General features: G+C 69.6%; 28 protein-coding genes. 9 read left to right on the forward strand and 19 right to left on the reverse strand.

Features of this window, described 5'->3' with window-relative positions:
* Positions 1-22 precede the first annotated feature (22 nt).
* A complete protein-coding gene (locus tag ACMGDM_RS01265; RefSeq protein ID WP_436802326.1) occupies positions 23-889 on the forward strand; it encodes an outer membrane protein in 867 nt (288 codons plus the stop codon).
* A 107-nt stretch (positions 890-996) separates the two neighbouring features.
* On the opposite strand, the gene ACMGDM_RS01270 is transcribed toward ACMGDM_RS01265, so the two are convergent.
* Positions 997-1,728: a GcrA family cell cycle regulator gene (locus ACMGDM_RS01270; protein WP_436802327.1), complete on the reverse strand. Its 732-nt coding sequence runs from the start codon at positions 1,726-1,728 to the stop codon at positions 997-999.
* Between the two features lie 61 nt (positions 1,729-1,789).
* Between ACMGDM_RS01270 and ACMGDM_RS01275 the strand changes: the two genes are divergently transcribed.
* Complete coding sequence (locus ACMGDM_RS01275) at positions 1,790-2,641, forward strand: ABC transporter permease (protein ID WP_436802328.1); 852 nt, start codon at positions 1,790-1,792, stop codon at positions 2,639-2,641.
* A 116-nt stretch (positions 2,642-2,757) separates the two neighbouring features.
* On the opposite strand, the gene ACMGDM_RS01280 is transcribed toward ACMGDM_RS01275, so the two are convergent.
* A complete protein-coding gene (locus ACMGDM_RS01280) occupies positions 2,758-3,519 on the reverse strand; it encodes an alpha/beta fold hydrolase (RefSeq protein ID WP_436802329.1) in 762 nt (253 codons plus the stop codon).
* Positions 3,500-3,946, reverse strand: coding sequence for a GFA family protein (locus tag ACMGDM_RS01285; RefSeq protein WP_436802330.1), 447 nt, complete (start codon positions 3,944-3,946; stop codon positions 3,500-3,502). The genes ACMGDM_RS01280 and ACMGDM_RS01285 overlap by 20 nt, the downstream gene beginning before the upstream one ends.
* Before the next feature lie 119 nt (positions 3,947-4,065).
* On the opposite strand from ACMGDM_RS01285, the gene ACMGDM_RS01290 reads away from it, so the two are divergent.
* Positions 4,066-4,674: a YitT family protein gene (locus tag ACMGDM_RS01290; protein ID WP_436802331.1), complete on the forward strand. Its 609-nt coding sequence runs from the start codon at positions 4,066-4,068 to the stop codon at positions 4,672-4,674.
* A 159-nt stretch (positions 4,675-4,833) separates the two neighbouring features.
* Here the strand turns inward: ACMGDM_RS01290 and ACMGDM_RS01295 are convergent, their stop codons facing one another.
* The 6 genes from ACMGDM_RS01295 to ACMGDM_RS01320 form a co-directional block, all read right to left on the reverse strand.
* Positions 4,834-5,907: an aspartate-semialdehyde dehydrogenase gene (locus ACMGDM_RS01295; RefSeq protein WP_436802332.1), complete on the reverse strand. Its 1,074-nt coding sequence runs from the start codon at positions 5,905-5,907 to the stop codon at positions 4,834-4,836.
* 85 nt (positions 5,908-5,992) lie between these two features.
* Positions 5,993-8,230 carry a S9 family peptidase gene (locus ACMGDM_RS01300; RefSeq protein ID WP_436802333.1) on the reverse strand — a complete coding sequence of 746 codons (2,238 nt, stop codon included), beginning with the start codon at positions 8,228-8,230 and terminating at the stop codon, positions 5,993-5,995.
* 432 nt (positions 8,231-8,662) lie between these two features.
* Complete coding sequence (gene rplS / locus ACMGDM_RS01305) at positions 8,663-9,049, reverse strand: 50S ribosomal protein L19 (protein WP_132910575.1); 387 nt, start codon at positions 9,047-9,049, stop codon at positions 8,663-8,665.
* 4 nt (positions 9,050-9,053) lie between these two features.
* On the reverse strand, positions 9,054-9,782 hold the full coding sequence (gene trmD / locus ACMGDM_RS01310) for a tRNA (guanosine(37)-N1)-methyltransferase TrmD (RefSeq protein WP_436802334.1): 729 nt from the start codon (positions 9,780-9,782) through the stop codon (positions 9,054-9,056).
* Positions 9,779-10,144 carry a type II toxin-antitoxin system VapC family toxin gene (locus ACMGDM_RS01315; protein WP_436802335.1) on the reverse strand — a complete coding sequence of 122 codons (366 nt, stop codon included), beginning with the start codon at positions 10,142-10,144 and terminating at the stop codon, positions 9,779-9,781. Before ACMGDM_RS01315 ends, trmD begins: the two co-directional genes overlap by 4 nt.
* A 5-nt stretch (positions 10,145-10,149) precedes the next feature.
* Entirely contained in the window at positions 10,150-10,437 is a 288-nt protein-coding gene (locus ACMGDM_RS01320; protein ID WP_436802336.1) for an AbrB/MazE/SpoVT family DNA-binding domain-containing protein, read from the reverse strand.
* 52 nt (positions 10,438-10,489) lie between these two features.
* Here ACMGDM_RS01320 and ACMGDM_RS01325 point away from each other — a divergent pair, with 52 nt between their 5' ends.
* Positions 10,490-11,398 carry an NAD(P)/FAD-dependent oxidoreductase gene (locus tag ACMGDM_RS01325; RefSeq protein WP_436802337.1) on the forward strand — a complete coding sequence of 303 codons (909 nt, stop codon included), beginning with the start codon at positions 10,490-10,492 and terminating at the stop codon, positions 11,396-11,398.
* A gap of 241 nt (positions 11,399-11,639) precedes the next feature.
* Here ACMGDM_RS01325 and rimM read toward each other — a convergent pair whose 3' ends face one another.
* The 8 genes from rimM to ACMGDM_RS01365 form a co-directional block, all read right to left on the reverse strand.
* Entirely contained in the window at positions 11,640-12,083 is a 444-nt protein-coding gene (rimM, locus tag ACMGDM_RS01330; protein ID WP_436802338.1) for a ribosome maturation factor RimM, read from the reverse strand.
* 25 nt (positions 12,084-12,108) lie between these two features.
* Entirely contained in the window at positions 12,109-12,261 is a 153-nt protein-coding gene (locus tag ACMGDM_RS01335) for a hypothetical protein (protein WP_436802339.1), read from the reverse strand.
* Between the two features lie 71 nt (positions 12,262-12,332).
* Positions 12,333-12,722 carry a 30S ribosomal protein S16 gene (gene rpsP, locus ACMGDM_RS01340; RefSeq protein WP_436802340.1) on the reverse strand — a complete coding sequence of 130 codons (390 nt, stop codon included), beginning with the start codon at positions 12,720-12,722 and terminating at the stop codon, positions 12,333-12,335.
* Positions 12,723-12,819: 97 nt separating this feature from the next.
* A complete protein-coding gene (ffh, locus tag ACMGDM_RS01345; protein WP_436802341.1) occupies positions 12,820-14,346 on the reverse strand; it encodes a signal recognition particle protein in 1,527 nt (508 codons plus the stop codon).
* 424 nt (positions 14,347-14,770) lie between these two features.
* Positions 14,771-17,428: a valine--tRNA ligase gene (locus ACMGDM_RS01350; protein WP_436802342.1), complete on the reverse strand. Its 2,658-nt coding sequence runs from the start codon at positions 17,426-17,428 to the stop codon at positions 14,771-14,773.
* Between the two features lie 45 nt (positions 17,429-17,473).
* Complete coding sequence (locus ACMGDM_RS01355; RefSeq protein ID WP_436803605.1) at positions 17,474-18,271, reverse strand: SDR family NAD(P)-dependent oxidoreductase; 798 nt, start codon at positions 18,269-18,271, stop codon at positions 17,474-17,476.
* A 14-nt stretch (positions 18,272-18,285) separates the two neighbouring features.
* Positions 18,286-19,344, reverse strand: coding sequence for a phosphotransferase family protein (locus ACMGDM_RS01360; protein ID WP_436802343.1), 1,059 nt, complete (start codon positions 19,342-19,344; stop codon positions 18,286-18,288).
* Between the two features lie 64 nt (positions 19,345-19,408).
* Complete coding sequence (locus ACMGDM_RS01365) at positions 19,409-20,680, reverse strand: acyl-CoA dehydrogenase family protein (RefSeq protein ID WP_436802344.1); 1,272 nt, start codon at positions 20,678-20,680, stop codon at positions 19,409-19,411.
* A 143-nt stretch (positions 20,681-20,823) separates the two neighbouring features.
* Here ACMGDM_RS01365 and ACMGDM_RS01370 point away from each other — a divergent pair, with 143 nt between their 5' ends.
* Positions 20,824-22,059: a TetR/AcrR family transcriptional regulator gene (locus ACMGDM_RS01370; protein WP_436802345.1), complete on the forward strand. Its 1,236-nt coding sequence runs from the start codon at positions 20,824-20,826 to the stop codon at positions 22,057-22,059.
* 19 nt (positions 22,060-22,078) lie between these two features.
* Here the strand turns inward: ACMGDM_RS01370 and ACMGDM_RS01375 are convergent, their stop codons facing one another.
* Entirely contained in the window at positions 22,079-22,921 is an 843-nt protein-coding gene (locus ACMGDM_RS01375) for a helix-turn-helix domain-containing protein (protein WP_436802346.1), read from the reverse strand.
* A gap of 32 nt (positions 22,922-22,953) precedes the next feature.
* On the opposite strand from ACMGDM_RS01375, the gene ACMGDM_RS01380 reads away from it, so the two are divergent.
* The gene (locus ACMGDM_RS01380; RefSeq protein ID WP_436802347.1) at positions 22,954-23,115 is read left to right on the forward strand and encodes a hypothetical protein; all 162 of its coding nucleotides are present in this window, start codon (positions 22,954-22,956) and stop codon (positions 23,113-23,115) included.
* The gene (locus ACMGDM_RS01385) at positions 23,112-23,801 is read left to right on the forward strand and encodes a glutathione binding-like protein (RefSeq protein WP_436802348.1); all 690 of its coding nucleotides are present in this window, start codon (positions 23,112-23,114) and stop codon (positions 23,799-23,801) included. The genes ACMGDM_RS01380 and ACMGDM_RS01385 overlap by 4 nt, the downstream gene beginning before the upstream one ends.
* 31 nt (positions 23,802-23,832) lie before the next feature.
* Here ACMGDM_RS01385 and ACMGDM_RS01390 read toward each other — a convergent pair whose 3' ends face one another.
* Positions 23,833-24,504: an isochorismatase family protein gene (locus tag ACMGDM_RS01390; RefSeq protein ID WP_436802349.1), complete on the reverse strand. Its 672-nt coding sequence runs from the start codon at positions 24,502-24,504 to the stop codon at positions 23,833-23,835.
* A 78-nt stretch (positions 24,505-24,582) separates the two neighbouring features.
* Between ACMGDM_RS01390 and ACMGDM_RS01395 the strand changes: the two genes are divergently transcribed.
* The gene (locus tag ACMGDM_RS01395; RefSeq protein ID WP_436802350.1) at positions 24,583-25,188 is read left to right on the forward strand and encodes a hypothetical protein; all 606 of its coding nucleotides are present in this window, start codon (positions 24,583-24,585) and stop codon (positions 25,186-25,188) included.
* 48 nt (positions 25,189-25,236) lie between these two features.
* Positions 25,237-25,956 carry a response regulator gene (locus ACMGDM_RS01400; RefSeq protein ID WP_436802351.1) on the forward strand — a complete coding sequence of 240 codons (720 nt, stop codon included), beginning with the start codon at positions 25,237-25,239 and terminating at the stop codon, positions 25,954-25,956.
* Positions 25,957-25,973: the final 17 nt, after the last annotated feature.

Below are 25,973 nucleotides of genomic sequence, written 5' to 3' on the forward strand. Positions count from 1 at the left end.
TGTTCGATCAGGGAGTGACATAATGAAAGCGTATCTTGCCGCCACCACCGCCGCGGTGTTGCTGACGGCCGCGCCTGCGCTGGCGCAGGACATGGCCGACGGCGATTCCTCGCCACGGCGCGGCTTTGCGGGCGTCTATGTCGGCGCCGCCGGCGGTTATGACGTGCAGCCCAATGACGGCAATGCACGGGTCGAGTTCGACCGCAATCTCGACGGGCAGTTCGGCGACACGGTGCTCACCGGCACCGGCGCGAACGCCTTTGCGCCCGGCTTCTGCGGCGGCCGCGCCCAGGCGGCGCAGGGACCGCGCAACGGCGGCCCGGGCTGCGCGCAGGACCGCGACGCGTGGAGCTATTACGGACGTGCCGGCTTCGACCTGCAGAGCGGGCCGATCGTCTATGGCGTGGTCGGCGAGTTCGGGCGGACGCACATCAACGACAGCACCACCGGCTTCTCCTCCACCCCGGCCAATTACGTGATGTACCGCCAGGTCAATTGGGAGGCGGCGGTGCGCGCGCGCGTCGGCTATACGCCCAATGACACGACGCTGTTCTATGGCACCGCCGGCCCGTCGCTGGCGCGGATCGACAGCGAATTTGCATCGAGCCAGAGCACTAACAGCTTCACCGCGCGCGGGCGGCAGGATCAGTTCGGCTTCCAGGGCGGCGGCGGCATCGAGCAGCGCCTCGGCGAGCACCTGTCGATCGGGCTCGAATATGTCTATCACCAGTATCGCGACAACGACTACCGCGTCCGCGCCGCCGGCGCGGCGGGCACGCCCTTCACCAACGCCGCCAACGGCGGGACAATCGAGGGCACCGACTTCCGCCGCTCGGACGACACGTTCCGCTGGCACAGCCTGCGCGCGACCGCGGCATTCCGCTTCTGAGGTGATGGGCCGGCGATGGTTGATGTCGCCGTCCCTTGTCGACCACCCCGGCGCAGGCCGGGGTGGCACGATAAGCTAGCGACAAGCGCCGCGGCGGGCGCCCCGGCTCAGCGCCGCGGGCCGCCGAACGGCAGCGGCGGCGCGCGCCGGTCGCGGCGGGGCAGCTGCGCCTGATAGGCATGGCCGCAATGCGCCACGCAATAAGGGAAGCCCGGGTTCACCTTGTCGCCGCAGAAGTGGAAGTCCGGCTCGCCCGGATGGCCCAGCGGCCACTTGCAGATCTTGTCGTTGAGATCGAGCAGCGAGGTCTTGTTGGCGAACTCGGGTGCGGTGCGCGCGGGCACCAGCCGGCGCGGCGGCGCGGGCGCGATCGGCGGCTGCTGCTCGCCGGGCGCCTGGCGCACGAAGCCACCAGGACCGACCGAGCGCAACACCGGCTCGCGCTTGACCGGCGGCGCGCTGGCGCCCTCATCCGCCTCGTCGTCGACGTCACTCGGCGCGGACGCCGTCGCCGCAGCCGACTCGGTGGCAAAAGGCGGCGGCGCCGGGCGTGCGGCGGGTGCGGGTGCCGGCGCGGCGGCGCGCGCAGGCGCGGGGGCGGGTGTCGCCTTGGGCGCGGGCGCAGGAGCGGGTGCGGCAGCGGTGGCCGCCGGCTCGGTGGTGCGCGATTCCTCCTTGGGCGTCACCGGCGACGGTCGCGACTGCAACCCGAGCCGATGCGCCTTGCCGATCACGGCGTTGCGGCTGACACCGCCGAGCGCCTCGGCGATCTGGCTGGCGGTCTGGCCCGCCTCCCACATCGTCTTCAGCGTGTCGATCCGCTCGTCGGTCCAGGACATCCGTGTCTTCCTCTAGCGTTCCGGTTGCGGGCGCGCGCCGCAGCGGTTACCCGCACAAGCGATGAGCAGCCAGCCCCCGACCGGTCATATTCCGTCAGCCATCAGGCACGCCCCCGGCGAACCGGTGATCCGGAACGTCAATTGGGGTGGCCTGCGAACCCTCTATGTGAAGGAGGTGCGCCGTTTCTTCAAGGTGCAGCTCCAGACGGTGTGGGCACCGGCGGTGACGACGCTGATGTTCCTCGTCATCTTCACCGTCGCCAACGGCGCGCGCAGCCCGGTCAACGTCGGCGGCGCGCCGGTCGCCTTCGCCGACTTCATCGCGCCCGGGCTGATCGTGATGGGCATGCTCAACAACGCCTTCGCCAACGCCAGTTTCTCGCTGCTGGTGGGCAAGATCCAGGGCAATATCGTCGACTATCTCCAGCCGCCGCTCTCCACCAGCGAGCTGCTCGCCGCCTTGGTCGGCGCATCGGTGACGCGCGCCTTCTGCGTCGGCTGCGCGGTGTGGCTGGCGATGGCGTTGTGGCCGGGGGTGCACGTGACGCCGCATCACCCGCTCGCGGTGCTGTGGTTCGGGCTGCTCGGCGCGATGTTCCTGTCGTTCGCGGGCGTGCTCACCTCGATCTGGGCCGACAAGTTCGACCATGCCGCGGCGGTGACCAATTTCCTCATCGCGCCGCTCACCCTGCTGTCGGGCACTTTCTACTCGGTCGATCATCTCGCGCCCGCGTTCCGCGCCTTCAGCCACGTCAACCCGTTCTTCTACGTGATCTCGGGCTTTCGGTACGGCTTCCTCGGCAGCGCCGACTCGCCGGTGGCGGTGGGCAGCGTGGTGATCCTGGCGATCGACGTCGCGCTGGGGGTGCTGTGCTATGTCCTGCTCAAGCGCGGGTGGAAGCTGAAGAGCTGAGACGCCACGATCTAGTGTGGCACGAAGCGCTGTTCCTGCGAACGCAGGAACCCAGAGCCACGCACGTCGTCGCTGCCGGCCCTAGGCTCCTGCGTCCGCAGGAGACCGGTCAACCACTACTTGGCTACGAAATCAGCGATCGCCTGCCCCAGCTCGGGCTTGGTTACCGCGCTCATGTGATTGCCCGGCACCTCAGCGTAGCGTGCGTTCGGCAGCGCGTCGGCGAGGGCCGCGGCCGAGCCGTTGTCGTGATCGTCAACGCCGCTGAGCACGAGGGTCGGCCGGTCGAGCGTCGCCAGCACCTCCGCCGGCGTGCTCGCAAATGTGTCGATCACGCCGAGCAGCGCGACCGGATCGCCACCAGTGGTCTTGAGGAAGGCCTCGGCGAGCCACTCGGGGCTGCCGCGCTCGTGCTGGCCGAGCCGCGTTAGGATGTGGCGGAAATGATCGGCGCGCCGCTCGGCGCCGACGATCCCCTCCAGCCCCATGCCGGCGAGCACCGCGCGCCGCGGGGTCGCGCCGCGCGCCAGCATCCGCACCACCGTCCGCGCGCCGAGCGAGTAGCCGCCGAGGTCATAATCGGTCAGCCCGAGGTGACGCACCAGCGCCTCGCCGTCCTGAGCCAGCGCGTCGGGCGGGTAAGCGGCGGCCTCGTGCGGCTTGCCGCTCTCGCCGTGTGCGCGCAGGTCCGGCATGATCACGCGCACGCCGCGCGCGGCGATCGCGGCGGCATGGCCGTAGCGCAACCAATTGGTGCGCGCGTCCGAGAAATAGCCGTGGATCAGCACCAGCGGCCGCCCCTCGCCCAGCTCGCGCCAGGCGATCGGGGTGCCGTCGAAACTGTCGAAGAAGCGCGTCTCAGTCGGGGAGCTTGCCACTCGTTTCCATCCACTTGCTGACGATGTGCGGAAGTTCGTCGGTGCGTTTCTCGGGCAGACCGCCGGTGTCGCACCACGCGGCGTGGCGGCTCTCGACGCCGAAATGGCCGGTGGGGCGGAGGCGCGCAGCATCGTCGAAGCTGCCGACGGTGAGGTCGAGCTTGTCGGCATCGTTCCCCTCATAGGTGAGCGGCGTGCCGCACTCCCGACAGAAGCCGCGGCGCGCGATCGGTGAGGACGCGCGGCGATCGGGCTCTCGAGTCGTCCATGTCACGGCGTCGCGCCGCACCTGCTTGAGCGCGGCGAAGACGCCGCCGGTGGCGCGCTGGCACATACGGCAGTGGCAGAGATAGGCGTCATCGTCGTCTACCTGCACTGCGTAGCGGACGCTGCCGCACTGGCACCCGCCGATCATCTCCTGCGCCATGGCCCGCGCTCCCGCTGCTGAGCGCTGCGGCCTAGCGCGGCGGATCGCGCAGGTAAACGCATGACCCATGTTGCAACGCAGCACTCGACGCCACCGCGCGTCGCTGGCACAGCGCGAGCGTGACCCTTCCGCCCTCCCTTCCCCATAGCGCGATCGAGGACGCCTATGCGCTCGCGCTCGGCTGCATCCTCGTCGTGCTCGGGCTGGCGCTGCTCCATGCCGCCGGGCTGGTGACCGGCGGGATCGCCGGGGTAGCGCTGCTGCTCTCCTATGCGGTGCCGCTGCCAAGCGGGGTGCTGTTCACCTTGCTCAACCTGCCCTTCTTCTGGCTGGCGTGGCGCGCGATGGGACGGCGCTTCACCTTGCGCACCGCGTTGGTCGGGATCGGCGTGGCGGCGCTCGGCACGGTGACGCGCTACGGGCTGAGTATCGCCTATATCGATCCGGCCTTCGCCGCGCTGGCCGGCGGATCGGTGATCGGCTTCGGTGCGCTGGCGCTGGCGCGGCATCATGCCGGCATCGGCGGGACGGGCGTGGTGACGTTGTGGCTCCAGCAGCGCCGCGGCTGGAACGCCGGACGCACGCAGATCGCGATCGACGCGGTGATCCTGTTGGTGTCGCTGGTGGCGCTGCCGGTGGAGCGGGTCGCGTGGTCGGCGCTGTCCGCGGCGGCGATCAGCGGCATCCTGATCGCGTGGCACCGCCCGGGGCGGTACACGGGGTATTGAGCCGCTCCGACGCTGCGTAGCGTCGGAGCGCCGTTACTGCTTCTCCCCTCCCCTTGAGGGGAGGGGCTGGGGGTGGGGCGTTTCAGCGCACGCCGCGCTTGCGGAAAGGCCCCACCCCAACCCCTCCCCTGAAGGGGAGGGGGCTCGCTGCGGATTAGCTCACTCGTCGCCGGCGAACACCGCGTCGAACGCGGCGTCGTCGGTCTCGTCCGCCTTCTTGAGGTGGCGACGGCCGAGCAGCTCGGCGATCTGCACCGCGTTGAGCGCGGCACCCTTGCGGAGATTGTCGCTGACGCACCACAGCGCCAGCCCGTTCTCCACGGTCGGGTCCTCGCGCACGCGGCTCACATAGGTGGCGTCGTCGCCCGCGCTCTCGATCGGGGTGACATAGCCGCCGTCCTCGCGCTTATCGACCAGCATCACCCCGGGCGCCTCGCGCAGCAGTCGCTGCGCATCCTCGGCCGAGAGCTCGTTCTCGAACTCGATATTGAGCGCCTCGGAATGGCCGACGAACACCGGCACGCGCACGCAGGTGGCGACCACCTTGATCTTGGTGTCGAGAATCTTCTTGGTCTCGACCACCATCTTCCACTCTTCCTTGGTCGAGCCATCGTCGAGGAAGCTGTCAATGTGCGGGATCACGTTGAAGGCAATCTGCTTGGTGAACTTCTTCGGCTCGGCCGGATCGCCGACGAAGATGTTGCGGCTCTGCTCGAACAGCTCGTCCATGCCGATCTTGCCCGCGCCCGAGACCGACTGGTAGGTCGCCACCACCACGCGCTTGATCGTCGCGGCGTCGTGCAGCGGCTTGAGCGCCACCACCATCTGCGCGGTCGAGCAGTTCGGGTTGGCGATGATGTTCTTGATGCGATAACCGTCGATCGCCGCGGCGTTCACCTCGGGTACGATAAGCGGAACGTCCGGGTCCATGCGGTAGAGCGACGAATTGTCGATCACGGTGCAGCCCGCGGCGGCGAACTTGGGCGCATAGACCGCGGTCGCCTCGCTGCCGATCGCGAACAGCGCCATGTCCCAGCCGGTCGGATCGAAATGCTCGATGTTCTTGACGGTGAGCATGCGCCCGGTGTCGCCATACTCGATCTGGTCGCCGACCGAGCGCGACGACGCCAGCACCGCGATCTCGTCGGCGGGAAACTCGCGCTCGGCGAGGATGTTGACCATCTCACGCCCGACATTGCCCGTGGCCCCCGCCACCACCACCCGATAGCCCATCTTACGTCCTTCCCGGCGCGCTCGGTGCGCGCATGTCTACCCCGCGGCGGCCCTAATGCGCCCGCCGCGCACGCGACAGCAAGCTTTACTTGGGCCCGCTGCCGACGTGCGCGTCGAGGAAGCGCTCGATCGTGGTCCAGACGTGGATGTCGCGTACCGCCGAGTGGGTCTTGCCGGGGTAGAACATCAGGTCGAACGGCATGTCCGCGCCCTGCAGCGCCGCCGCCACCTTGGTGCTGTTGTCGAGGAAGACATTGTCGTCGGCCATGCCGTGCATCAGCAGCAGCGGCGTGGTGATGCGCCTGGGATCGCGGACGGCGCGCGACGCGTCATAAGCGGCCGCGTCGGTGCGCGGGTCGCCCATGTAGCGCTCGGTGTAATGCGTATCGTACAGGCGCCAGTCGGTCACCGGCGCGCCCGAGATCGCGGCGGCGTAGCGGCCCGGGTCGGCCTCGATCATCTTGAGCGACATATAGCCGCCGTAGGACCAGCCATAGGTGGCGATACGCTTCGGATCGACATAGCCGAGCGTCGTCAGATAGGTCGCGCCGGCGCGCTGGTCGGCGACCTCCACCGTGCCCATCGCATGCCAGATCGCGCTCTCGAATGCGACGCCTCGGTTGGCCGAGCCGCGATTGTCGAGCTCGAAATAGATCCAGCCGCGGTCGACGATGTGCTGGATCAGTGGGTTCTTCCAGTCGCGTGCGACATTCTGCGGCCCCGGCCCGCCGTAATGCTGGAAGAAGACGGGGTAGCGCTTGCCCGGCTCGAGCCTGGGCGTGACCATCTGCCAGTGCAGATCGGTGCCGTCCTCCGCCTTGACCGTCCCGAACGTCACCGGGCGGTGCGCGGCGAGATAGGGCGCGTAGGGATGGTCGCCCGCAACCCGGTTCTCATTGACCCAGGCGAGCCTCTTGCCGGCGGCGTCGGCGAGATAGACCTGCGGCGGCTGGTTCGGGTTGGAGCGGGTGACGAGGAAGCGCTGTGCCGCGCCGTCCGCGGTGACGCTGTTCTGCCAGCCGCGCTCGGTCAGCCGCTCGGGCGTGCCGCCGGCGAGCGGGACCACGTACAGCTGCTGCTCGAGCACGTCGTCCTTGTTGGCCATGAAATAGACCTTGCCCGCGGCCTCGTCGACCGCGACCAGCCCGGTGACCACCCACGGCCCGTTGGTCAGTTGGGTCCACCGATCGCCGCGCAGCAGCCAGAGGTGACCATAGCCGTCGCGCTCGGAGCGCCACAGCAGCCCGCCGTCGCCGAGCGCGCGATAGCTGTCGGTCAGGTTGATCCAGCTGCGCGGCGCCGCCGTCTCGCTGAACAGCAGGGTCGCCTTGCCCGTGGCGGGGTCGACACGTAGCACGTCCAGCCGGGTCTGCGCGCGGTTCTCGCGCTGGACGAGCAGCGCCGAGCCGTCGGGCAGCCAGTCGACGCGTGCGAGATAGATGTCGGGGTCGGTGCCGAGATCGACCTTCACCTGCCCCTTGCCGTCGGCGCGCATCACGTGGAGCTCGACCGCGACGTTGGGCATGCCCGCGGCGGGATAACGCTGCTGGTAGATGCTCGTGCCGGTGGCGCCGATCGCGGCGCGGGTGAAGACCTGTACCGGCGCCTCGTCGAACCGCTCGACCGCGACATAGCGATCGTCGGGGCTCCACCAATAACCGGTGCGGCGATCCATTTCCTCCTGTGCGACGAACTCGGCCTCGCCGAAATGGACCGTGCCGCCGCCGCCCTGGGTGAGCGCGCGTGCGGCGCCGCCGGCGAGCGGCTGGAGCCACAGGTTCTGGTCGCGCACGTAGCTGACGAAGCCGCCGCGCGGCGAGACCTCGCCGTTGAGCACGCCGCCCTTCACCTCGGTGAGCCGGCGCGTCGCGCCGTCGACGCCGGCGAGATAGAGGTCGCCGTCGGCGGGGACGAGCAACTGGCGCCCGTCGGGCGACCAGTCGTAGCGGATGATCCCGGTCAGCGCGCCGATGCGCGCGCGCTCACGCTGCATCTTCTCCGCCTCCGACAGCGCCGCGCCGCTGCCGACGCGCGTGCTGTCGACCAGCATCCGCTCCTGCCCGGTGGCGGTGTCGCGCGCCCACAGGTCGAGGCGGAAGCGATCGTCGGCGCGCGGGCGCAGGAAGGTGAGCAGCCGCCCGTCGGGCGAGAGCTTGAGCGAGCGCGGCTGCTGGCCGCCGAGGTCGGGCGCGGCGAAGATGCGCTCGAGCGTGAGCCGCTGCGCCGCAGGTCGGGTGGCGCTGGCCTGCGCCTGGGCGGCGTCAGCCACGAGCGCCCCTGTTGCTACCGTCGCAAGCGCCACCACCGCCAACCATGAACGCATCCATTCCTCCGGGATCGCGACCCGGGACCGGGCGCGCCGCCCTTATCGCGGCGGGAGGCGGCGAGGTAAAGCGGCACCCTTGCTGTCGTGGTGGTGGGGCCTCTTCCGGTGAAACGCTGATGCCTACGTGGGCGCGAGCGCCGGCGACGACGCGGGCGCTCCGTCACTACAAGCGCTCCGCCCCGGCGTCCGCCGGGGTGGCACCTAGAGACGTAAGGCATGTCCTATCCCACTGGCGTCATCCTGAGCTTGTTTCAGGATCCACTGTGCCGCGCGCCCAAGTGCCGGTGGTGCTCGCGGATGGCTGGATCCTGAGACGAGCTCAGGATGACGCCAGCTAAGGCAAGCTGTCGGTGCGACGCCCCCCAACGAGAAAGGGGCGCGGTGGTCTCCCACCGCGCCCCTTGCGCTCCGGTCGGGACCGGGTGTCGCTTACTCGGCGGCCTGCGCCTGCGGACGGTTGTCGCGGCGCTCGGCGATGCGCGCCGACTTACCAGTGCGGCCACGCAGGTAATAGAGCTTGGCGCGACGCACCGCACCCTTGCGCACCACCTCGATCGAGTCGACGTTGGGCGAGTAGAGCGGGAAGACGCGCTCCACACCCTCGCCGAAGCTGATCTTGCGGACGGTGAACGACGAGCCCATGCCCTTGTTCGAGCGCGCGATGCACACGCCCTCGAAGTTCTGGACGCGGGTGCGCTCGCCCTCGACCACCTTCACGCCGACCTTCAGCGTGTCGCCGGGGCGGAACTCGGGGAGCTTCTTGCTCTCGTGGAACTTGGCGATCTGCTCGGCCTCGAGCGTCTGGATCAGGTTCATCGCGTCAATCCTTACTTCCGTGCCGCGCGCCAGAGGGCGAGCCGACCCGAGCGCCCTCGTGACGCTCCCACAGGTCCGGCCGCCGTAGCCGTGTGTCGATCTCGGCCTGTGACTGACGCCACGCCGCGATCCTCGCATGATCCCCCGATCGCAGCACCTCGGGGATCGTGCGCCCTTCCCATTCGACAGGTCGGGTATAATGCGGATATTCGAGGAGGCCGCTTTCGAAGCTCTCCTCGTCCCCGCTCGAAGCCGCGCCCATTACCCCCGGAATCAGCCGAACGCAAGCGTCCAGCAGCACCAGCGCGGCCATCTCGCCGCCCGAGAGGATATAGTCGCCGATCGACAGCTGCTCGATGTCGCGCGCCTCGAACAGGCGCTCGTCGAACCCCTCGAACCGCCCGCACAGCAGCACCGCGCCCGGGCCGGCAGCGAGCTCGCGGACGCGCCGCTGGGTGAGCGGCGCACCGCGCGGCGTGAGCGCGACCAGCGGGCGTCCGTCGGCGTGCGCGTCGACCGCGCGGCTGACGATATCGGCACGCAACACCATCCCCGCGCCGCCGCCCGCGGGCGTGTCGTCCACCGTGCGGTGGCGATCCTCGGTGAAGTCGCGGATGTTGACCGGGTCACAGGTCCACCTCCCCTCCCGCAGCGCGCGTCCGGCGAGCGACGTGCCGAGCGGGCCCGGGAACATCTCGGGGTAGAGCGTCAGGATCGTGGCGCGGAAGGTCATCGGGTCCAGTTCTCGACGGCGAGGCCGGAGATGCCGGCGAAGTCGCGCTCGTTGTTGGTGACGAGGGTCGCGTCCGCGGCCAAGGCGTGCGCTGCGATCAGCCGGTCGAAACTGCCGCGCCGGAACGGCAGCCGGGCATAGGCCCATGATGCCGTCGCGTCGAAAGCGAGCACGTCGAACAGGCGAGTCAACTGCTCCAGGATCGCTGACGACGGGCGCTTGCCGCTGGCGCTACCCAGGGCCACCTCTGCCAAGGCGATCGACGAGATGACGATATCGCCGCGGCGACAGCGCTCGATCCGCGCACGCAACTTGGCGGGTTCGCCCGCGAGCAGCGCGATGACGATGTTGGCGTCGAGCATGTACCTCACCGGTCGGCTTCTGCCCCCCAGCCAGTCCAGTCAGGATCGTCCCAGGCGCGGGGCGACGGCTCGAACGCGCGCTCTTCAGCGGGGCGTGGTGTGAGCCCCGGACACTTGCCCCATATCGACGTGAGATCGAGTCGATCGTCCCTTACCACGGGCGCGAACTCATAATGGTCGCGTTCCTCGCGAACCACCATCTCCGTACCCTCCTTCAGCCCCAGCGCCTTGGGCAGGCGCAGCGCGACGGAATTCCCGGATTTGAACACCTTGGCGCGATATTCGTTACTCATCGCCGACCTCCCGTATGCACGGGATGTATATACACGCGGGAACGACAGCAAGATGGACGACTGCCTCATCATCGGTGCCGGGCCCGCCGGGCTGACCGCGGCGATCTATCTGGCGCGCTATCATCTCTCGATCCGGCTGTTCGACTCGGGGTCGAGCCGCGCCGCGATGATCCCGTGCACGCACAACCACGCCGGCTATCCCGACGGGATCGCGGGCACCGAGCTGCTGCGGCTGATGCTCACCCAGGCGGAGAAATACGGTGCTCGGCGCGAGGCGGTGAAGGTGACCGGGCTGGCGCAAGACGGCGACGGCTTCGTTGCCACCACCGACCAGGGCACGCATCGCGCACGCACCGTGCTGCTAGCGACCGGGGTGGTGAACCACCGCCCGCACGGGCTGCTCCCCGAAGTGCACGACCCGGCGCTGGCGCGGGGGCTGCTGCGTTACTGCCCCGTGTGCGACGGCTATGAGGTCACGGACAAGCGAGTGGCGGTGATCGGCACCGGCGACCGCGGCATGCGAGAGGCGCTGTTCCTGCGCGGCTTCACTCGCGACATCACGCTGATCGCGCCCGAGGCGGAGCATCTGCTCGATCCTGCCTGCGCCGCGGCGCTCGACGACGCCGGGGTGGTGCGAGTCGACGGCCCGTGCGGCGGCTATGCGATCGAGGGCGAGCAGCTCGCGCTCGACACCGCGCGCGGGCGGATGGCGTTCGACAGCGTCTACCCAGCGCTGGGCTCACGCATCCGCTCGCATCTCGCGATCGAGGCGGGCGCGCGCGCGAGCGAGGACGGCTGCCTCGAGGTCGACGATCACCAGCGCACCAGCGTGCCGGGGCTGTTCGCGGCGGGAGATGTGGTGAAGGGCCTCGACCAGATCAGCCACGCCATGGGCGAGGCCGGCGTCGCGGCAACGACGATCCGCAATCTGCTGGCGGAGCAGCGCCCGCTGCGGCGGTGAGCGTGTTCCTGCGAACGCAGGAACCCCGCGTGGTGAGGCGGGCGACCGTCGCTCCGGGCTCCTGCGTGCGCAGGAGCACGGCGTGCTTCGAGAGCCCGCCTCCTCATTCCCGTCATCCCGAACTCGTTTCGGGATCCACTGAGCCGCGTACTCAGGTGCGGCGGCGCCTGCGGGACGGTGGACCCTGAAACGAGTTCAGGATGACGGCGGAAGGAAAGAAGGAGAGCGACGCCCCCTCCCGTCACTCCACGAATGCCGCCTCGACGACCAGCCGCGCGCGGTCCCACTCCGGCACCGCGTTGATCGGCACCATGAAGCGCTTGCCCCCGTCGCGCTCGATCTCGATCACGTCACCCGCGCCGAAATTCTCCACCGCGACGACGCGCCCGATCGGCTCGCCGTCCGTCGACACCGCGGCGAGACCGAGCAGGTCGGCGTGATAATATTCACCCTCGCCGAGCGGCGGCAGGTCCGCGCGCGCGACGGTGAGCAACGTGCCGCGGAGCTGCTCCGCGGCAGTGCGGTCGGTCACCTCGGCGAAGCGCGCGATCGTGCCGTCGCGCAGTTTCACCAGCGTGAGCGCCCCGCCATTGAACGTGCGATGCGCCTCGAGCGCCTCGGCGAACACCTTCAGGCGCACCTCGCCCGCGATGCCGTGCGCCCCCGTCACGGCGGCGAGCACCACCGCGTCGGGGTCGACCGGCGCCGCCTCAGGCCTGGTCGGGCGAGTCCGCGCCGCCGGCGGGCGCGTCGTCGTCCCCTTCGGCGGGCTGCTGGCTCGAGACGCCCTGGTTGGTGGCGTCCTGGGTGGTCGAGTCGTCATTGTCGTCGGGCGCGGTGCGCGGGTCGGGGTCGATCGTCATCGTGCGGTCCTCTCGGGTCTCGTTCGGAGCCGAGAGTAACGCACGAGCGGACGATCGGCTTCCCGGCCGGCTTACTCCGCGCTCGCCTCAGCCTCGGCCGGGGCCGCGGCGGCCTCCTGCTGCGCCTTCAGCTTCTCGGCGCGCTCCTCTGCACGCTCCTTGGCCTTCTCGCCCGGCTCGCCCTTCTTCGGGTTGCTGCGCGCGACGCGCTCCTTCACGCCCGCGGCGTCGAGGAAGCGGGCGACGCGGTCGGTCGGCTGCGCGCCGACACCCAGCCAATGCTTGGCGCGCTCGGCATCGAGCACGATGCGCTTCTCGTCGTCCTTGCCGAGCAGCGGGTTGTAGTTGCCGATCTTCTCGATGAACTTGCCGTCGCGCGGGCTGCGCGCGTCAGCGACGACGATGCGGTAGTAAGGACGCTTCTTCGAGCCGCCGCGCGACAGGCGAATGCTGAGTGCCATGGTGTTCGTCTTCCTTCTGTGTGTCTGTGCCCCGGCCTGCGCCGGGATCGTCTAGGTAAATGTCGTCGGGTCCGCGCCGCCGGGGCGACGCGCACCGTTACTTCTTGAACCGGAAACCGGGCGGCAGGCCGCCGGGAATGTTGCCGGGCAGACCGCCGCCGGGGAGCCCAGGAAGCCCCGGACCACCGCCCGGTCCGCCCAGCTTGCCCATCATGTCGCCCATGTCGGCGCCACCAATCGCATTGCCCAGCCCGCCGAGACCGCCCTTGCCGAGCATCGCCATCATGCCCTTGAGCCCGCCCATCTTCTTGATCTTCTTCATGGCGGTCGACATTTCGAGGTGCATCTTGAGGAGCTTGTTGACCTCCTGCACGGTCGTGCCCGAACCCTTGGCGATGCGGATCTTGCGCTTGGCGTTGATCAGCTCGGGCTTGGCGCGCTCCTTGACCGTCATCGAGCCGATCATCGCGTCGAGATGGACCAGCATCTTGTCGCTGCCCGGCACCGAGTCCATCGCCGCCTGCGCCTTCTTCATGCCCGGCAGCATGCCCGCGAGCGCGCCCAATCCGCCCATGCGCTTCATCTGCGCGAGCTGGCCGCGCAGGTCGTTCATGTCGAACTGGCCCTTGGCGAGCCGGCTCGCCATGCGCTCGGCGTCTTCCTGCTGGATCGACTCGGCGGCTCGCTCGACAAGGCTGACCACGTCGCCCATGCCAAGGATGCGGCCTGCGACGCGCGAGGCGTGGAACGCCTCGAGCGCGTCAAGCTTCTCGCCGACGCCGGCGAACTTGATCGGCTTGCCCGTGACCGCGCGCATCGACAGCGCGGCGCCGCCGCGCGCGTCGCCGTCCATGCGGGTGAGCACCACGCCGGTAAGCGGCACCTGCTCGGAGAAGTTCTGCGCGACGTTGACCGCGTCCTGACCCGTCAGCGAGTCGACGACGAGCAGGATCTCCTGCGGCGCCGCCACCTCCGCGACCGCCTTCATCTCGTCCATCAGCGCCTGGTCGACGTGGAGTCGGCCGGCGGTGTCGAGCATCAGCACGTCGAAGCCCTGCAGCTTCGCGGCCTGGAGCGCGCGGCGCGCGATCTCGACCGGCTGCTGGCCCGCGACGATCGGCAGCGTCGCCACCTCGACCTGCGTGCCGAGCGTGGCGAGCTGCTCCTGCGCGGCGGGACGGTTGACGTCGAGCGACGCCATCAGCACCTTCTTCGCCGAGCGCCCGGTCATCGAGCTGCTCGACAGGCGCTTGGCGATCTTGGCCGTCGTCGTCGTCTTGCCCGAGCCCTGCAGGCCGACCATCATCACCACCGCGGGCGGCGCGACATTGAGCTGGAGCTCGGCCGCGGCGGGATCGTCGCCGCCGAGCATCCGCACCAGCGCGTCGTTGACGATCTTGACGACCTGCTGCCCCGGCGTGACGGAGCGCAGCACGTTCTGGCCGACTGCTTCCTCAGTGACCTCGTCGACGAAGGCGCGCGCGACCGGCAATGCGACGTCGGCCTCGAGCAGCGCGACGCGCACCTCGCGCATCGCGGCGCGCACGTCCGCCTCGGTCAGCGCGCCGCGGCCACGCAACCGGTCGAAGACGCCGCCGAGACGATCGCTGAGGCTATCGAACATCGTATATCCTTCCCATCCGCCGCCAAACGCAAAAGCGCCGGCGGGCGAAACCTCGCCGGCCAGCGGGCACCACATGGGCGCATGTCGATCGCGTTCAACGGTGGAACGTGCCGCGGCTCTTAGAGGAAGTGGCGTCGGGATGCAAGGTGGCGGTGGGGCTGTGGTCGGGACAGGCGACGAGTGGCTATTCCGCCGGCAGAGACCGCTTCGGCCACTCGCCCCTCCCTGTGGCGTCAGCCGCTCACCCCCACTACGTCATCCCGGACTTGTTCGGGGATCCACCGTGCCGCGCCCGCAACAGCCGTGATGCACGCGGATGGGTCGATCCCGGAACAAGTCCGGGATGACGGTAGGATGTCGTGGAGAGCAGGCGTGCTCGCCGAAGGTGGTCCGACGACCTCGGGCTTGGCAGCCGCCCCGCCCCTCACCCCAGCCGCGCCAGTGCCGCGGCGAAGCGCTCCGCGTCGGCTGCCTTCTCCGCATGGTCGCCGCGCGCTTTCTCCACCGCCTCGGGCTTGGCGCGCTCGACGAAGCTCGCGTTGCCGAGCCGCCCGGCCAGCGAGTCGCGCTCCTTCTCCGCCGCAGCGAGCGACTTCTGCAAGCGCTGACGCTCCGCCTCGAGGTCGATCACGCCCTCCAGTGCGAGCGCGAACGTCTCCGCGCCCCACAGGATCGGCGCGCGCGCGCCGCTCGCCTCGCCCGGCGTCAGCGTGACGCGCGCGAGCCGCTCGACGTACGGCGCGATCGTCGCCGGCACGCTGCCCGCGCCGGTGTGGAGCGCGATGCGCGTGCCCGGCGGCACATTGAGCTCGGCGCGCGCCCCGCGCACCACCTCGACCAGCTCGATCAGCCGCTCGACCTCCTGTGTCGCCGCCGGGTCGAGCGCGCGTGCATCCGCCATTGGCCAGTGCGCGACGATCAGCTCGTGCTCGCGCGGCGCCAGCGCGTGCCACAGCTCCTCGGTGATGAAGGGCATGAACGGGTGGAGCAGCACCAGAATCTGGTCGAGCACCCAGCCCGCGACCGCTTTGGTCTCCTCGTCCACCTGTCCTTTGATGAGCTCCAGATACCAGTCGCAAAAGCGGCTCCACACGAATTGGTAGATCGCGTTGGCGGCGGCGTCGAAGCGGTAATCGGCGAGCGCGAGGTCGACCGCCTGGACCGTCGCCACCGTCTCGGCGAGGATCCACTTGTTGACCGGGTTAGAGGCGAGCGGCGGCTCCAGCGTGGTCGAGCCGCCGATCCCGTTGGCCTGGGCAAAGCGGCTGGCGTTCCACAGCTTGGTGGCGAAGTTGCGATAGCCCTCGACCCGCTTCTCATCCATCTTGATGTCGCGCCCCTGGCTCTCCATCGCCGCCATGAAGAAGCGCAACGCGTCGGCACCGTAGCGGTCGATCAGCCCCAGCGGGTCAACCGTATTGCCCTTGGACTTGGACATCTTGGCGCCATCGGCGGCGCGCACCAGGCCGTGCAAATAGAGCGTGCGGAACGGCACTTCGCCCATGAAGTGCATGCCCTGCATCATCATCCGCGCATCCCAGAAGAACAGGATGTCGAAGCCCGAGACGAGCACGTCATTGGGGTAGCGGCCGCCGAGCGTGCGGTCCGCGGCATCGGGCCAGCCCATCGTCGCGAACGGCCAGAGCGCGCTGGAGAACCAGGTGTCGAGCACGTCGGGATCGCGCGTCAGCGCCACGCCCGCGCCAGCCTCCGCCTGCGCCTCTGCCTCCGTCTCGGCGACATAGGCGCGGCCGTCGGCGTCGAACCACGCCGGGATCTGGTGACCCCACCACAATTGCCGCGACACGCACCACGGCTGGATGTTCTCCATCCAGTTGAAGAAGGTCTTCTCCCACGACTTGGGCACCAGCTTGATCGCGCCAGAGCGCACCGCCTCGATCGCGGGTTTCGCCAGCGTCGCGGCGTCGACATACCATTGGTCGGTCAGCCACGGCTCGATCACCGCGCCCGAGCGGTCGCCAAACGGCGTCTGGATCACGCGCGGCTCGGCGTCGTGCGCGACGCCGTCCTTGTCGACGTGCGGGATCAGCACGCCCTCGTCCTTGAGCTGCGCGATCACCAGCCGGCGCGCGTCCTGTTCGGCCGTGGCATCGTTGCCGGGCAGGCCGAGGAACTCAGCCGGGATCAGCCCGTCCGCGGTCTGCACCACGCGCGCCTTGGCATCGAGCATGTTGAGCATGTCGCGCGCCTCGATTCCGGCGCGGCGGCCGACCTCAAAGTCGTTGAAGTCATGCCCCGGCGTGATCTTCACCGCGCCCGAGCCGAGCGCCGGGTCGGCGTGCTCGTCGGCGACGATCGGGATCAGCCGGCCGGTGATCGGCAGCCGAACCTGCTTGCCCACCAGCGCGGTGTAGCGCGCGTCCTCGGGGTGCACCGCCACCGCCATGTCGGCGAGCATCGTCTCGGGCCGCGTCGTCGCCACCTCGATCGAGCCCGAGCCGTCCGCGAGCGGGTAGCGCAGTCGCCAGAAGCTGCCCCGCACCTCGCGCGTCTCGACCTCCAGGTCGCTGATCGCGGTGCCGAGACCCGGGTCCCAGTTGACCAGGCGCTTGTCACGATAGAGCAGCCCCTGGCGGTGCAGCTCGACGAACACCTTGAGCACCGCGCGCGAAAAGCCCTCGTCCATGGTGAACCGCTCATTGGCCCAGTCCATCGAGCAGCCGAGCCGGCGCAACTGGCGCGTGATCTCGCCGCCGCTCTCCGCTTTCCACGCCCACACGCGTGCGACGAAGTCCTCGCGCGACAGATCGGTGCGCTTCTCGCCCTTGGCCGCCATCTGGCGCTCGACCACCATCTGCGTGGCGATCCCGGCATGGTCGGTGCCGACCACCCAGAGCGCGTCCTTGCCCTTGAGCCGGGCGTGGCGCGTCAGGATGTCCTGCAGCGTGTTGTCGAGCGCATGGCCGATGTGGAGCGAGCCGGTCACGTTGGGCGGCGGGTTGACGATCGTCCAGGGCTCGGCGTTCGGGCGGTCGGGGCGGAACAGGCCCTTGTCTTCCCAATGCGTGTACCAGCGGCGCTCGATCGCGGCGGGGTCGAAGGTCTTGGCGAGCTCGGTCATGGCCCGGCGGCTATCTTGCGTCGCGCCAAAAGGGAAGACCGCGCCTCACACCGCGGTCTTGCCATAGTCCTGCCGGGTCACCGGATGGCTCGACGACAGCCCGCCGTCGACCGCGATCGCCTGCCCGTTGACGTAACTCGCCGCCTCGCTGGCGAGGAACAGCGCCACCTCCGCCACTTCCTCCGGTCGCGCACCGCGGCGCAGCGGGTTGAGCCGGCCGAGCCGATCGAGCTTGCCCGTGTCGCGCGCGTGATCGAAGGTCTGGCGCGTCATGCCGGTCTCGGTCAGCCCGGGACAGATCGCGTTGACGCGGACGTTGCTGCCGCTGAGCTGCTGCGCCGCCACCTGCGCGAGGTTGATCACCCCCGCCTTGCTCGCCGAATAGGCCGGCGAACCCGCGCCCGAGCGCAGCCCTGCAACGCTGGCGGTGAGCACGATCGCCCCGCCGCCACGCGCCGCGATCAGCGGAGCGGCATGTTTGATCGCGAGGAAGGGCCCGATCAGGTTGACGCGCAGCACCTCGGTAATCAGCGCGACATCGGTATCGAACAGATTGGCGAGCCCGCCCGAGATGCCGGCATTGGCGAACATCACGTCCACGCCGCCGTGCCGCTCCGCTGCGAGCGCGACCAGCCGCGCAACGTCACCCTCGTCGCCCGCGTCCCCGTGAAAGGCGGCCGCCTCGCCGCCCTCGCCGGTGATCGCCGCGACGGTCGCGGCCGCGCCCCCGCTGACGTCGGCGGCGATGACGCGGCCGCCCTCGCGCGCGAACAGCAGCGCCGCGGCGCGCCCGATCCCCGAGCCCGCCCCGGTGACCACGATCGACTTGCCCGCGAACCGCATCCCGGCTTCCCCGCTCACGCGCCCGCACGCTCCGCCAGGGCCCAGGCCGCGGCGACCAGCGTCGGCAGCTGCGCCGCGGTCTCCTGCGCGCGCGCGTTGGCGGCGGTACCGACCAGCACGCGCTTCCTGATCCCTTGGACGATGCTTGCCAGCCGAAAGAAATTGAACGCAAGATACCAGTCGATCGCGATCGGCTCGTCGCGCCCGGTGCGCGCCGCGTAGCGCGCCAGCGTCTCATCGAGCGTGGGGATGCCGGTGGCGTCGCCGGTCAGACCCATCACGCCCGAGCGACCATCGGGCGCGGTGACCCAGCTCATCAGATAATAGGTCAGGTCGGCCACCGGATCGCCGAGCGTCGACAGCTCCCAGTCGAGCACCGCCGCGACACGCGGCTCCTCGCCGGCACCGAATCGCAGATTGTCGACGCGATAATCGCCGTGGACGATCGCCGTGCGCGTCTGCGGCGGGACGGTGCGGGGCAGCCAGTCGATCAGCCGTTCCATCGCGGGGATCGTCTCGGTCTCGGCGCCGCGATACTGCTTGGTCCAGCGCGCCACCTGGCGCTCGAAATAATTCCCCGGGCGCCCGAAGTCGCCAAGTCCGAGCGCGTCGAGGTCGAGGTTGTGGAGATCGGCCAAAGTGTCGATCATCGCGTGATAATGCGCACGCCGCGCCGTCGCGGTCAGCCCCGGCATGGCGCCGTCCCAGATCGTGCGGCCCTCCACCATCTCCATGACGTAGAAGGCGGACCCGATCACCGCCGGCTCCTCGCACAGCGCAAGGGGGCGCGGCACCGGGAAGCCGGCGGGGTGGAGCGCGGCGATCACGCGATACTCGCGCTCGACCTGGTGCGCCGAGGGCAGCAGCTCACCCATCGGCTTGCGGCGCAGCACGTAGCGGCCACCGGGCGTGTCGAGCCGGTAGGTCGGGTTGGACTGGCCGCCCGCGAACTTGACATAGTCGAGCGGCCCCGCGGCACCGGGGACATGCGCCTCGAGCCAGGGGCCGAGCCGGGTGAGGTCGAGGCGATCGCGCGCGGCCAGCTCGCGCTGGAGCATGGGATCGTCGCTCATGCGGACGCGGGCGTGCCGCACGCCCGGTCGCCGCTGCGTGCCGCACCGGGTCCGTCCGCCGTCCTCACCGGCGTGCTCCGCCGGCGCCGTCTCCTCCACGCGCGCCATATTTGCCGAACTCGTGGCGCGCGATCGCCCGGCAATGCACCTCGTCCGGCCCATCGGCGAAGCGCAGCGTTCGCATCGACGCCCAGGCGTGCGCGAGGCCCGCGTCCTCCGCGACGCCCGCCCCGCCGAACGCCTGGATCGCGTCGTCCAGGATCTGCAGCGCCATCGTCGGCGCCTGCACCTTTATCATCGCGATCTCCTGCTGCGCCTCCTTGTTTCCCGCCTTGTCCATCATGTCGGCAGCCTTGAGGCACAGCAGCCGCGTCATCTCCACGTCGATCCGCGCGCGCGCGACGCGCTGTTCCCACACGCTATGGTCCGCGATGCGCTTGCCGAAGGCGACACGATCGAGCAGCCGGCGCGCCATCTTCTCGATCGCCACCTCGGCGACCCCGATCGTGCGCATGCAATGGTGGATCCGCCCCGGCCCGAGCCGGCCCTGTGCGATCTCGAACCCGCGCCCCTCGCCCAGCAGCATGTTCTCCAGCGGCACGCGCACGTCGGTGAAGCTCACCTCGCCGTGCCCGTGCGGCGCATGATCATAGCCGTAGACCGGGAGCAGCCGCTCGATCCTCACGCCCGGCGTGTCCATCGGTATCAGCAACTGGCTCTGCTGCTGGTGGCGCGGCGCGTCGGCGCTCGTCTTGCCCATTAGGATGCCGATGCGACAACGTGGGTCGCCCACGCCCGACGACCACCATTTGCGGCCGTTGACGACATAATGATCCCCGTCCCGCTCGATCCGCGTCTCAATGTTGGTCGCGTCGGACGAGGCCACCGCCGGCTCGGTCATGAGGAACACCGAGCGGATCTCGCCGTCCATCAGCGGCCGCAGCCACGCCTCCTTCTGCGCGCGCGTGCCATAGCGGTGGAGCACCTCCATGTTGCCGGTGTCGGGCGCGGAGCAGTTGAAACACTCGCTCGCCCAGCCGATCCGTCCCATCTCCTCGGCACACAGCGCATATTCGAGATTGGTGAGCTGAATGCCGGCGAATGCGAACGTGTCGTCAACGTGCTGCTGGCCGGAATGCGGCGGCATGAAGAGATTCCACAGGCCCGCGGCCTTCGCCTCGCGCTTGACCTCCTCGATCACGGGAATGATCTTCCAGCGCTCGCCAGCGGCGAGCTGCTGTTCATACTCGTGGTTACGCGGCGCGATATGTTCGGCGATGAAGCTGCGCACGCGGTCGCGATGGGCGGTCTCGCGCTCACTCAGCGTGAAGTCCATCGCGATCCTCCGCATATCGTGCCGTGCCTCAACCTAGGCCATACCCGTTATTCGGTAAAGCCGAGGCGCGGTTCTGTCGTACCCGCGACGAAGATCACGGAAAAAGGACTGTTTCTTCGAAAGCACCGTGCTACCTGCGCGCCATGGGGGACAGCCGCACCGACGCCACCACCGCCACCCGTCGCTTTCGCGAGAAGCGCGAGGCCATCCTCGCCGCCGCCGCGGACGCGATCAACGAGCAGAGCGCCAAGGGCATGACCTTCGCCGACGTCGCCCGGCGCGTCGGGCTCAACACGACCAGCGTCACCTATTACTTCAAGCGCAAGGAGGATCTCGCCGCCGCCGCGTTCGAGCACACGCTGGATTACCTGCTGGCGATGCTGGACGACGCCGCCGCGCAGCCGACTCCGGTCGCGCGGGTCGAGCGGCTGGTAGCGCTCAACGTCGCGCGACTGGCACGGATCGAGCGTGGCGAAGAACGCGCCTTCGCCGTCCTGTCCGATCTTCGCGCGATGGACGAACCGGTGCGCGCGCGCCTGATGGGGCGGTGGCGCGAGGTCTTTCGCCGCACCCGTTCGCTATGGGGCGAGCCGCACGCACGCGGCGCGACCGATCTCGCCGGCGCGCGCGCGCACGTGCTGCTCGAGAACATGTTCTGGCTGCCGGTCTGGCTGCCGCGCTACGACGCCGATCAATATGCCCGTGTTGCCGAGCGCCTGCTCGACCTGTTCCGGCATGGTCTCGCCGCGCCGGGTGCGTCCTGGGCGCCCCGACAGCTCGATCTGCCACGCGACGACAGCGTGCCGGGCCGGGAGGCGTTCCTGCTCGCCGCGACACGGCTGATCAACGCGCTGGGCTATCGCGGCGCGTCGGTGCAGCGCATCGCCGCCGAGCTCAACGTGACCAAGGGCAGCTTCTACCACCATCTCGACGCCAAGGACGATCTGGTCGCGGCCTGTTACCGTCGCAGCTTCGACACGATCGCAGCGGCGCAGCGCAGCGCGGACGCACGCGGCGGCTCGCAGTGGCAGCGGCTGTGCGACGCGGTGGCGACCCTGGTCGCAGTGCAGTTCTCGGAGGATGGCTCGTTGCTGCGCACGACCGCGCTGAGCGGGTTGCCCGCGGGCGAGCGCCAGCAGATGGTCGATCGCTCGACCCGGATCGCGCGACGCTTCGCGGGCACGCTGATGGACGGCATGGCCGAGCAGACCGTGCGCGCCGCGGACGCGCTGATCGCGAGCCAGGCGCTGATGGCGCTGCTCAACGCCGCGTTCGACATGCGGCGTTGGGCCGCGACCATGCCGCGCGACCGCGCGGTAGGGCTCTACGCATCAACGCTGCTGTTCGGCATGTTCGACGACCGCCTGCTGACCGCGTGAACCGGTCGCTCGCAGCCCCTCACACCGGCGTGCCGAGCGCCTCCGTCCGAGCGCGGATGGCGAGCTGGTTGTGCGGTCCACGGCGGCGCGAGAACTCGCGTACCGAGCAGCCGAGAAAGAGGTGACTGTCACGCAGGAAGTGCGACCGGTCCCAATAGCCCGCCTCTTCCAGCGCGACCGGCGCCGCCTCCGGGTGGGTGAGCACTGCGCTGAGCGCGCGCAGGAAGCGCGTCCGGCGGAGCAGCAGCTTCGGGGTGAAGCCGAAGTTGAAGCGGGTCAGCGCGGCCAGCGCGCGCGGCGTCATCTCGAGCGCCTCCGCCACCGCCTCGATCCGCGTCGTCGCCGGGTCGCGCAGCATCGTGCAGAGGCGATCGATGCGCGGGTCGGCAGGGCCGCGGCGCTGCAGCCGCGCCTCAAGCCAGGCGTCGAACACCTGATGGAAAGGATCGCCCGATTCGAGCGCCTCGCGCAGCATCTCCGCGCCGGGATCGAGTTCGCCGAGCGGCACCACCCGGTTCGACAGGCGCGAGACGTCGCCGCCGAAGAGTTGCGCCCAACCATATGGCAGCAGCCCCGCGCCCACCAGCGTACCGCCCGAGCCGGTGACATAGCCCGCGTAACTGGTCGGACCGGTTAACGCGACAACGGGCATGGGGTCGAAGGTACGGCTGCCGATTCGCAGCGACCAGGGCGGCGCGCCCGCCAGCGTGACCCGGATCGTCGCCACGCTGGGGAAGAAGGCGTCATGGAAGACGTGTCCCGGCACGATCGGAGCCGCGAACCGGTGATAGCCGGTGGCATAGCTTTTCAGCGCCGCGGCGGGAGGGTGATAGGCCACCCCGACGCTCTCCTGGTCCCCCATCGCTGCCCCCCAGCAACCGTTATTTACATGTCATGACCGCAGCCGCGCCGCGCCGCAAGCCTCTGTCCCGTTTCGAGCCACTATGCGCCATGGAAGCACGCCGCAGCACCCTGCGGGCGCGGATCGGCGCGGCGGCATTGATCGCGGCGCCCGGCATCCCCACCCTTCGCGCCAGCAACGGAGACGCGCGATGATCGACCTGCATTATTGGCCCACCCCCAACGGCCACAAGATCACGATCTTCCTGGAAGAGGCCGGGCTGGACTACACCATCTACCCGGTCAATATCGGCAAGGGCGAGCAGTTTCGTCCCGAGTTCCTCGCGATCTCGCCCAACAACCGCATGCCCGCGATCGTCGATCATGCGCCGACCGACGGCGGCGCCGCGCTGAGCGTGTTCGAGAGCGGCGCGATCCTGCTCTATCTGGCGCACAAGACCGGCAAGTTCGGCGGCGCGACGCCACGCGCGCACGTCGAGGTGCTTGAATGGCTGGCGTGGCAGGTCGGCGGACTCGGCCCGATGCTCGGGCAGAACCATCATTTCACGCGCTACGCGCCGGAGCGGCTGCCCTATGCGATCGAGCGCTATCTCAAGGAGACCAACCGGCTGTATGGCGTGCTCGACCGGCGGCTCGCGGGTCGCGACTATGTCGCCGGCGACGAATATACCGTCGCGGACATGGCCTGCTTCCCCTGGATCCTCCCCGAGCCGCAGGGGCAGGACATGGCCGACTTTCCGAACCTGGCGGCGTGGCACGCCCGCATCAAAGCACGCCCGGCGGTGGTGCGCGCCTATGAGCAGGGTGCGCGCGTGCAGGCGCAGCCGGTCGAGATGAACGACGAGCAGCGGCGGGTGCTCTTCGGCCAGGGCACGCGCTGATCGCGGCACGCCCGGGCGGCAGCGCGCGAGCTTACTCTGCGTGCGCCGCCCAGGCCTCGGCCGCAGTGATCACCGGCATTTTCGAGGCCAGCGCGGCGATCGCGACCTGATGGACGAGTTCGGTCGGCGCCGTGCAAAGTTCACCGATCACGCGGCGCTCGAGCAGCGTCGCCTCGGGCGCTAGCGCGGTATAGGTCACGCAATTCTGCGTCATCATCCCGCAAATCAGCAGTTCGCTGGTGTCGAGCAGGTGCGCGCCGAGGTCCGTCTCCTGGAAGGAATCCGGAAAACTCTTGTTGATGATCGCTGCGCCGTCCGCCGCCGCCATGATCGCGGGACGGATCACGCTGCCGGGGTCGTCCTCGGCGAACAGGCCGTTCGCGCTGATATGGCGGACCAGAATAATCTGATCGCCCGCCGCGCGCGCGGCCATGATCGTCGCGACGATCCGCTCCTCCACCACCTCGGCGCGCCACAGCGGCAGCGCTCCGCGGGTGAAGTAGTTGTTCTGGATGTCGATCACCAACAGGGTGCGCTTCATTCCGGCTCCTCGTCGCGGCACACCCGCTTCATAGAACGCTCGCGCCACCGAGCCGCTTGCCGCGCCGCTTTCACGCCCCGCGATGGTGCTTTGGCGCAATGCGGCGATCCCCGGGGCCGGCGGCCTGACACACTTCGCGACAAATCCCCCGCGATCCGACATCCGCGCGCGACATCGGCGACGTAAGAAGGCGCGACTGGCAGGGCCCGAGCCCTGCGCTCCGAGCCGAGGGGTTATCACATGAACAGTTTGCTCGCCGCCGCGGCGCTCGGCGCTCTGGCGCTCGCCGGCGCCAGCCCCGCGCTGGCACAGGATCCCGCCGTCACCCCACCAGTCCCTCGGGCCGACGCACCGCCGCGCGACCTGCTCGCCGCCGCCGACACGGATCATGACGGAGTGGTGACGCGCGAGGAGGCCGCGGCTGCCGCCGACCGCCGCTTCGCCGCGATGGACAGCAACGGCGACGGCACAATCGACCGCGACGAGCGCCGTGCCGCGCGGCCGCATCGCCCGGGGCCACGCGGCGACATGTCGCCGCCACGCAACGCCGCGCCGTCATCGCTGCCCGGCGATGCGCCGGCGCCGCCGCCGCGCGGCCACGAGCGCGACCGTGACGGGCGCGACGATGCCGCGCATCGCCATCACCCGCGCGAGCCGCGCGAGATCACGCGCGCGCAGTTTCGCGAACGCGCGGTGCGATTGTTCGACCGGGCCGACGCCAATCATGACGGACGCGTCGACCAGCAGGAGCGCGCCGCGGTGCAGTTGCTGATGCGTGCGCGCCGGATCGGCCCGGACGGGGATTTGCGCGACGGGCGTCGCGGCCCGCCGCCCGAGCGCGACTGAGCCACGCCCCTTCCCTTCGAGGCATCAGCTATGGCAGGCCCCGACGACATGGGCGATACCCCTCACCTGCTGTTGGTCGACGACGAGCGCTCGATCCGCGAGCCGCTCGCAGTCTATCTGACCAAACAGGGTTTCCGCGTCACCCAGGCGGGCGATGCGGAGAGCGCGCGGACGCGGCTGGCGGCCTATGCGATCGATCTGGTCGTGCTCGACATCATGATGCCGGGCGAGGACGGACTGTCGCTGTGCCGCCACATCCGCGCCACCGGAGAAACGCCGGTAATCCTGCTCACCGCCAAGAGCGAAGAGACCGAGCGGATCGTCGGGCTTGAAATGGGCGCAGACGATTATGTCGTGAAGCCTTTCTCGCCACGCGAACTGGCGGCGCGGATCAAGGTGGTGCTGCGTCGCACCGCGGGCGGCGCGGTACGCCAGCACGCACCGGAGAGCGGCGCTTATGCCTTTGCCGGCTGGCTGCTCAAGACCGGCGAGCGCGCGCTGGTCGATCGCGAGGGCGTGTCGGTGCCGCTGTCCACCGGCGAGTACAATCTGCTGCTCGCGCTGGTGCAGCGCCCGCGCCAGGTGCTCACGCGCGACCAGCTGCTCGATCTCACCCAGGGACGCGAGGCGGCGGCGTTCGATCGCGCGATCGACAATCAGGTGAGCCGGCTGCGGCGCAAGATCGAGGCCGATCCCAAGACGCCCGAGATCATCAAGACGGTGTGGGGCGGCGGCTACGCGCTTTCCACCGACGTGACACGGCTGTGAGCGCCGCGTGACGCCGC

The sequence above is a fragment of the Sphingomonas larreae genome (assembly GCF_051400595.1).
GTDB lineage: Bacteria > Pseudomonadota > Alphaproteobacteria > Sphingomonadales > Sphingomonadaceae > Sphingomonas.

Bases quoted from the DNA above. Each gene is read 5' to 3' on its own strand.
- ACMGDM_RS01265 (WP_436802326.1), top strand. From the start codon at position 23: ATGAAAGCGTATCTTGCCGCCACCACCGCCGCGGTGTTGCTGACGGCC.
- ACMGDM_RS01270 (WP_436802327.1), bottom strand. From the start codon at position 1,728: ATGTCCTGGACCGACGAGCGGATCGACACGCTGAAGACGATGTGGGAG.
- ACMGDM_RS01275 (WP_436802328.1), top strand. From the start codon at position 1,790: ATGAGCAGCCAGCCCCCGACCGGTCATATTCCGTCAGCCATCAGGCAC.
- ACMGDM_RS01285 (WP_436802330.1), bottom strand. From the start codon at position 3,946: ATGGCGCAGGAGATGATCGGCGGGTGCCAGTGCGGCAGCGTCCGCTAC.
- ACMGDM_RS01295 (WP_436802332.1), bottom strand. From the start codon at position 5,907: ATGGGCTATCGGGTGGTGGTGGCGGGGGCCACGGGCAATGTCGGGCGT.
- ACMGDM_RS01300 (WP_436802333.1), bottom strand. From the start codon at position 8,230: ATGCGTTCATGGTTGGCGGTGGTGGCGCTTGCGACGGTAGCAACAGGG.
- rplS (WP_132910575.1), bottom strand. From the start codon at position 9,049: ATGAACCTGATCCAGACGCTCGAGGCCGAGCAGATCGCCAAGTTCCAC.
- trmD (WP_436802334.1), bottom strand. From the start codon at position 9,782: ATGACCTTCCGCGCCACGATCCTGACGCTCTACCCCGAGATGTTCCCG.
- ACMGDM_RS01315 (WP_436802335.1), bottom strand. From the start codon at position 10,144: ATGCTCGACGCCAACATCGTCATCGCGCTGCTCGCGGGCGAACCCGCC.
- ACMGDM_RS01320 (WP_436802336.1), bottom strand. From the start codon at position 10,437: ATGAGTAACGAATATCGCGCCAAGGTGTTCAAATCCGGGAATTCCGTC.
- ACMGDM_RS01325 (WP_436802337.1), top strand. From the start codon at position 10,490: ATGGACGACTGCCTCATCATCGGTGCCGGGCCCGCCGGGCTGACCGCG.
- ACMGDM_RS01335 (WP_436802339.1), bottom strand. From the start codon at position 12,261: ATGACGATCGACCCCGACCCGCGCACCGCGCCCGACGACAATGACGAC.
- rpsP (WP_436802340.1), bottom strand. From the start codon at position 12,722: ATGGCACTCAGCATTCGCCTGTCGCGCGGCGGCTCGAAGAAGCGTCCT.
- ffh (WP_436802341.1), bottom strand. From the start codon at position 14,346: ATGTTCGATAGCCTCAGCGATCGTCTCGGCGGCGTCTTCGACCGGTTG.
- ACMGDM_RS01350 (WP_436802342.1), bottom strand. From the start codon at position 17,428: ATGACCGAGCTCGCCAAGACCTTCGACCCCGCCGCGATCGAGCGCCGC.
- ACMGDM_RS01355 (WP_436803605.1), bottom strand. From the start codon at position 18,271: ATGCGGTTCGCGGGCAAGTCGATCGTGGTCACCGGGGCGGGCTCGGGG.
- ACMGDM_RS01360 (WP_436802343.1), bottom strand. From the start codon at position 19,344: ATGAGCGACGATCCCATGCTCCAGCGCGAGCTGGCCGCGCGCGATCGC.
- ACMGDM_RS01365 (WP_436802344.1), bottom strand. From the start codon at position 20,680: ATGGACTTCACGCTGAGTGAGCGCGAGACCGCCCATCGCGACCGCGTG.
- ACMGDM_RS01370 (WP_436802345.1), top strand. From the start codon at position 20,824: ATGGGGGACAGCCGCACCGACGCCACCACCGCCACCCGTCGCTTTCGC.
- ACMGDM_RS01375 (WP_436802346.1), bottom strand. From the start codon at position 22,921: ATGGGGGACCAGGAGAGCGTCGGGGTGGCCTATCACCCTCCCGCCGCG.
- ACMGDM_RS01380 (WP_436802347.1), top strand. From the start codon at position 22,954: ATGACCGCAGCCGCGCCGCGCCGCAAGCCTCTGTCCCGTTTCGAGCCA.
- ACMGDM_RS01385 (WP_436802348.1), top strand. From the start codon at position 23,112: ATGATCGACCTGCATTATTGGCCCACCCCCAACGGCCACAAGATCACG.
- ACMGDM_RS01390 (WP_436802349.1), bottom strand. From the start codon at position 24,504: ATGTCGGATCGCGGGGGATTTGTCGCGAAGTGTGTCAGGCCGCCGGCC.
- ACMGDM_RS01395 (WP_436802350.1), top strand. From the start codon at position 24,583: ATGAACAGTTTGCTCGCCGCCGCGGCGCTCGGCGCTCTGGCGCTCGCC.
- ACMGDM_RS01400 (WP_436802351.1), top strand. From the start codon at position 25,237: ATGGGCGATACCCCTCACCTGCTGTTGGTCGACGACGAGCGCTCGATC.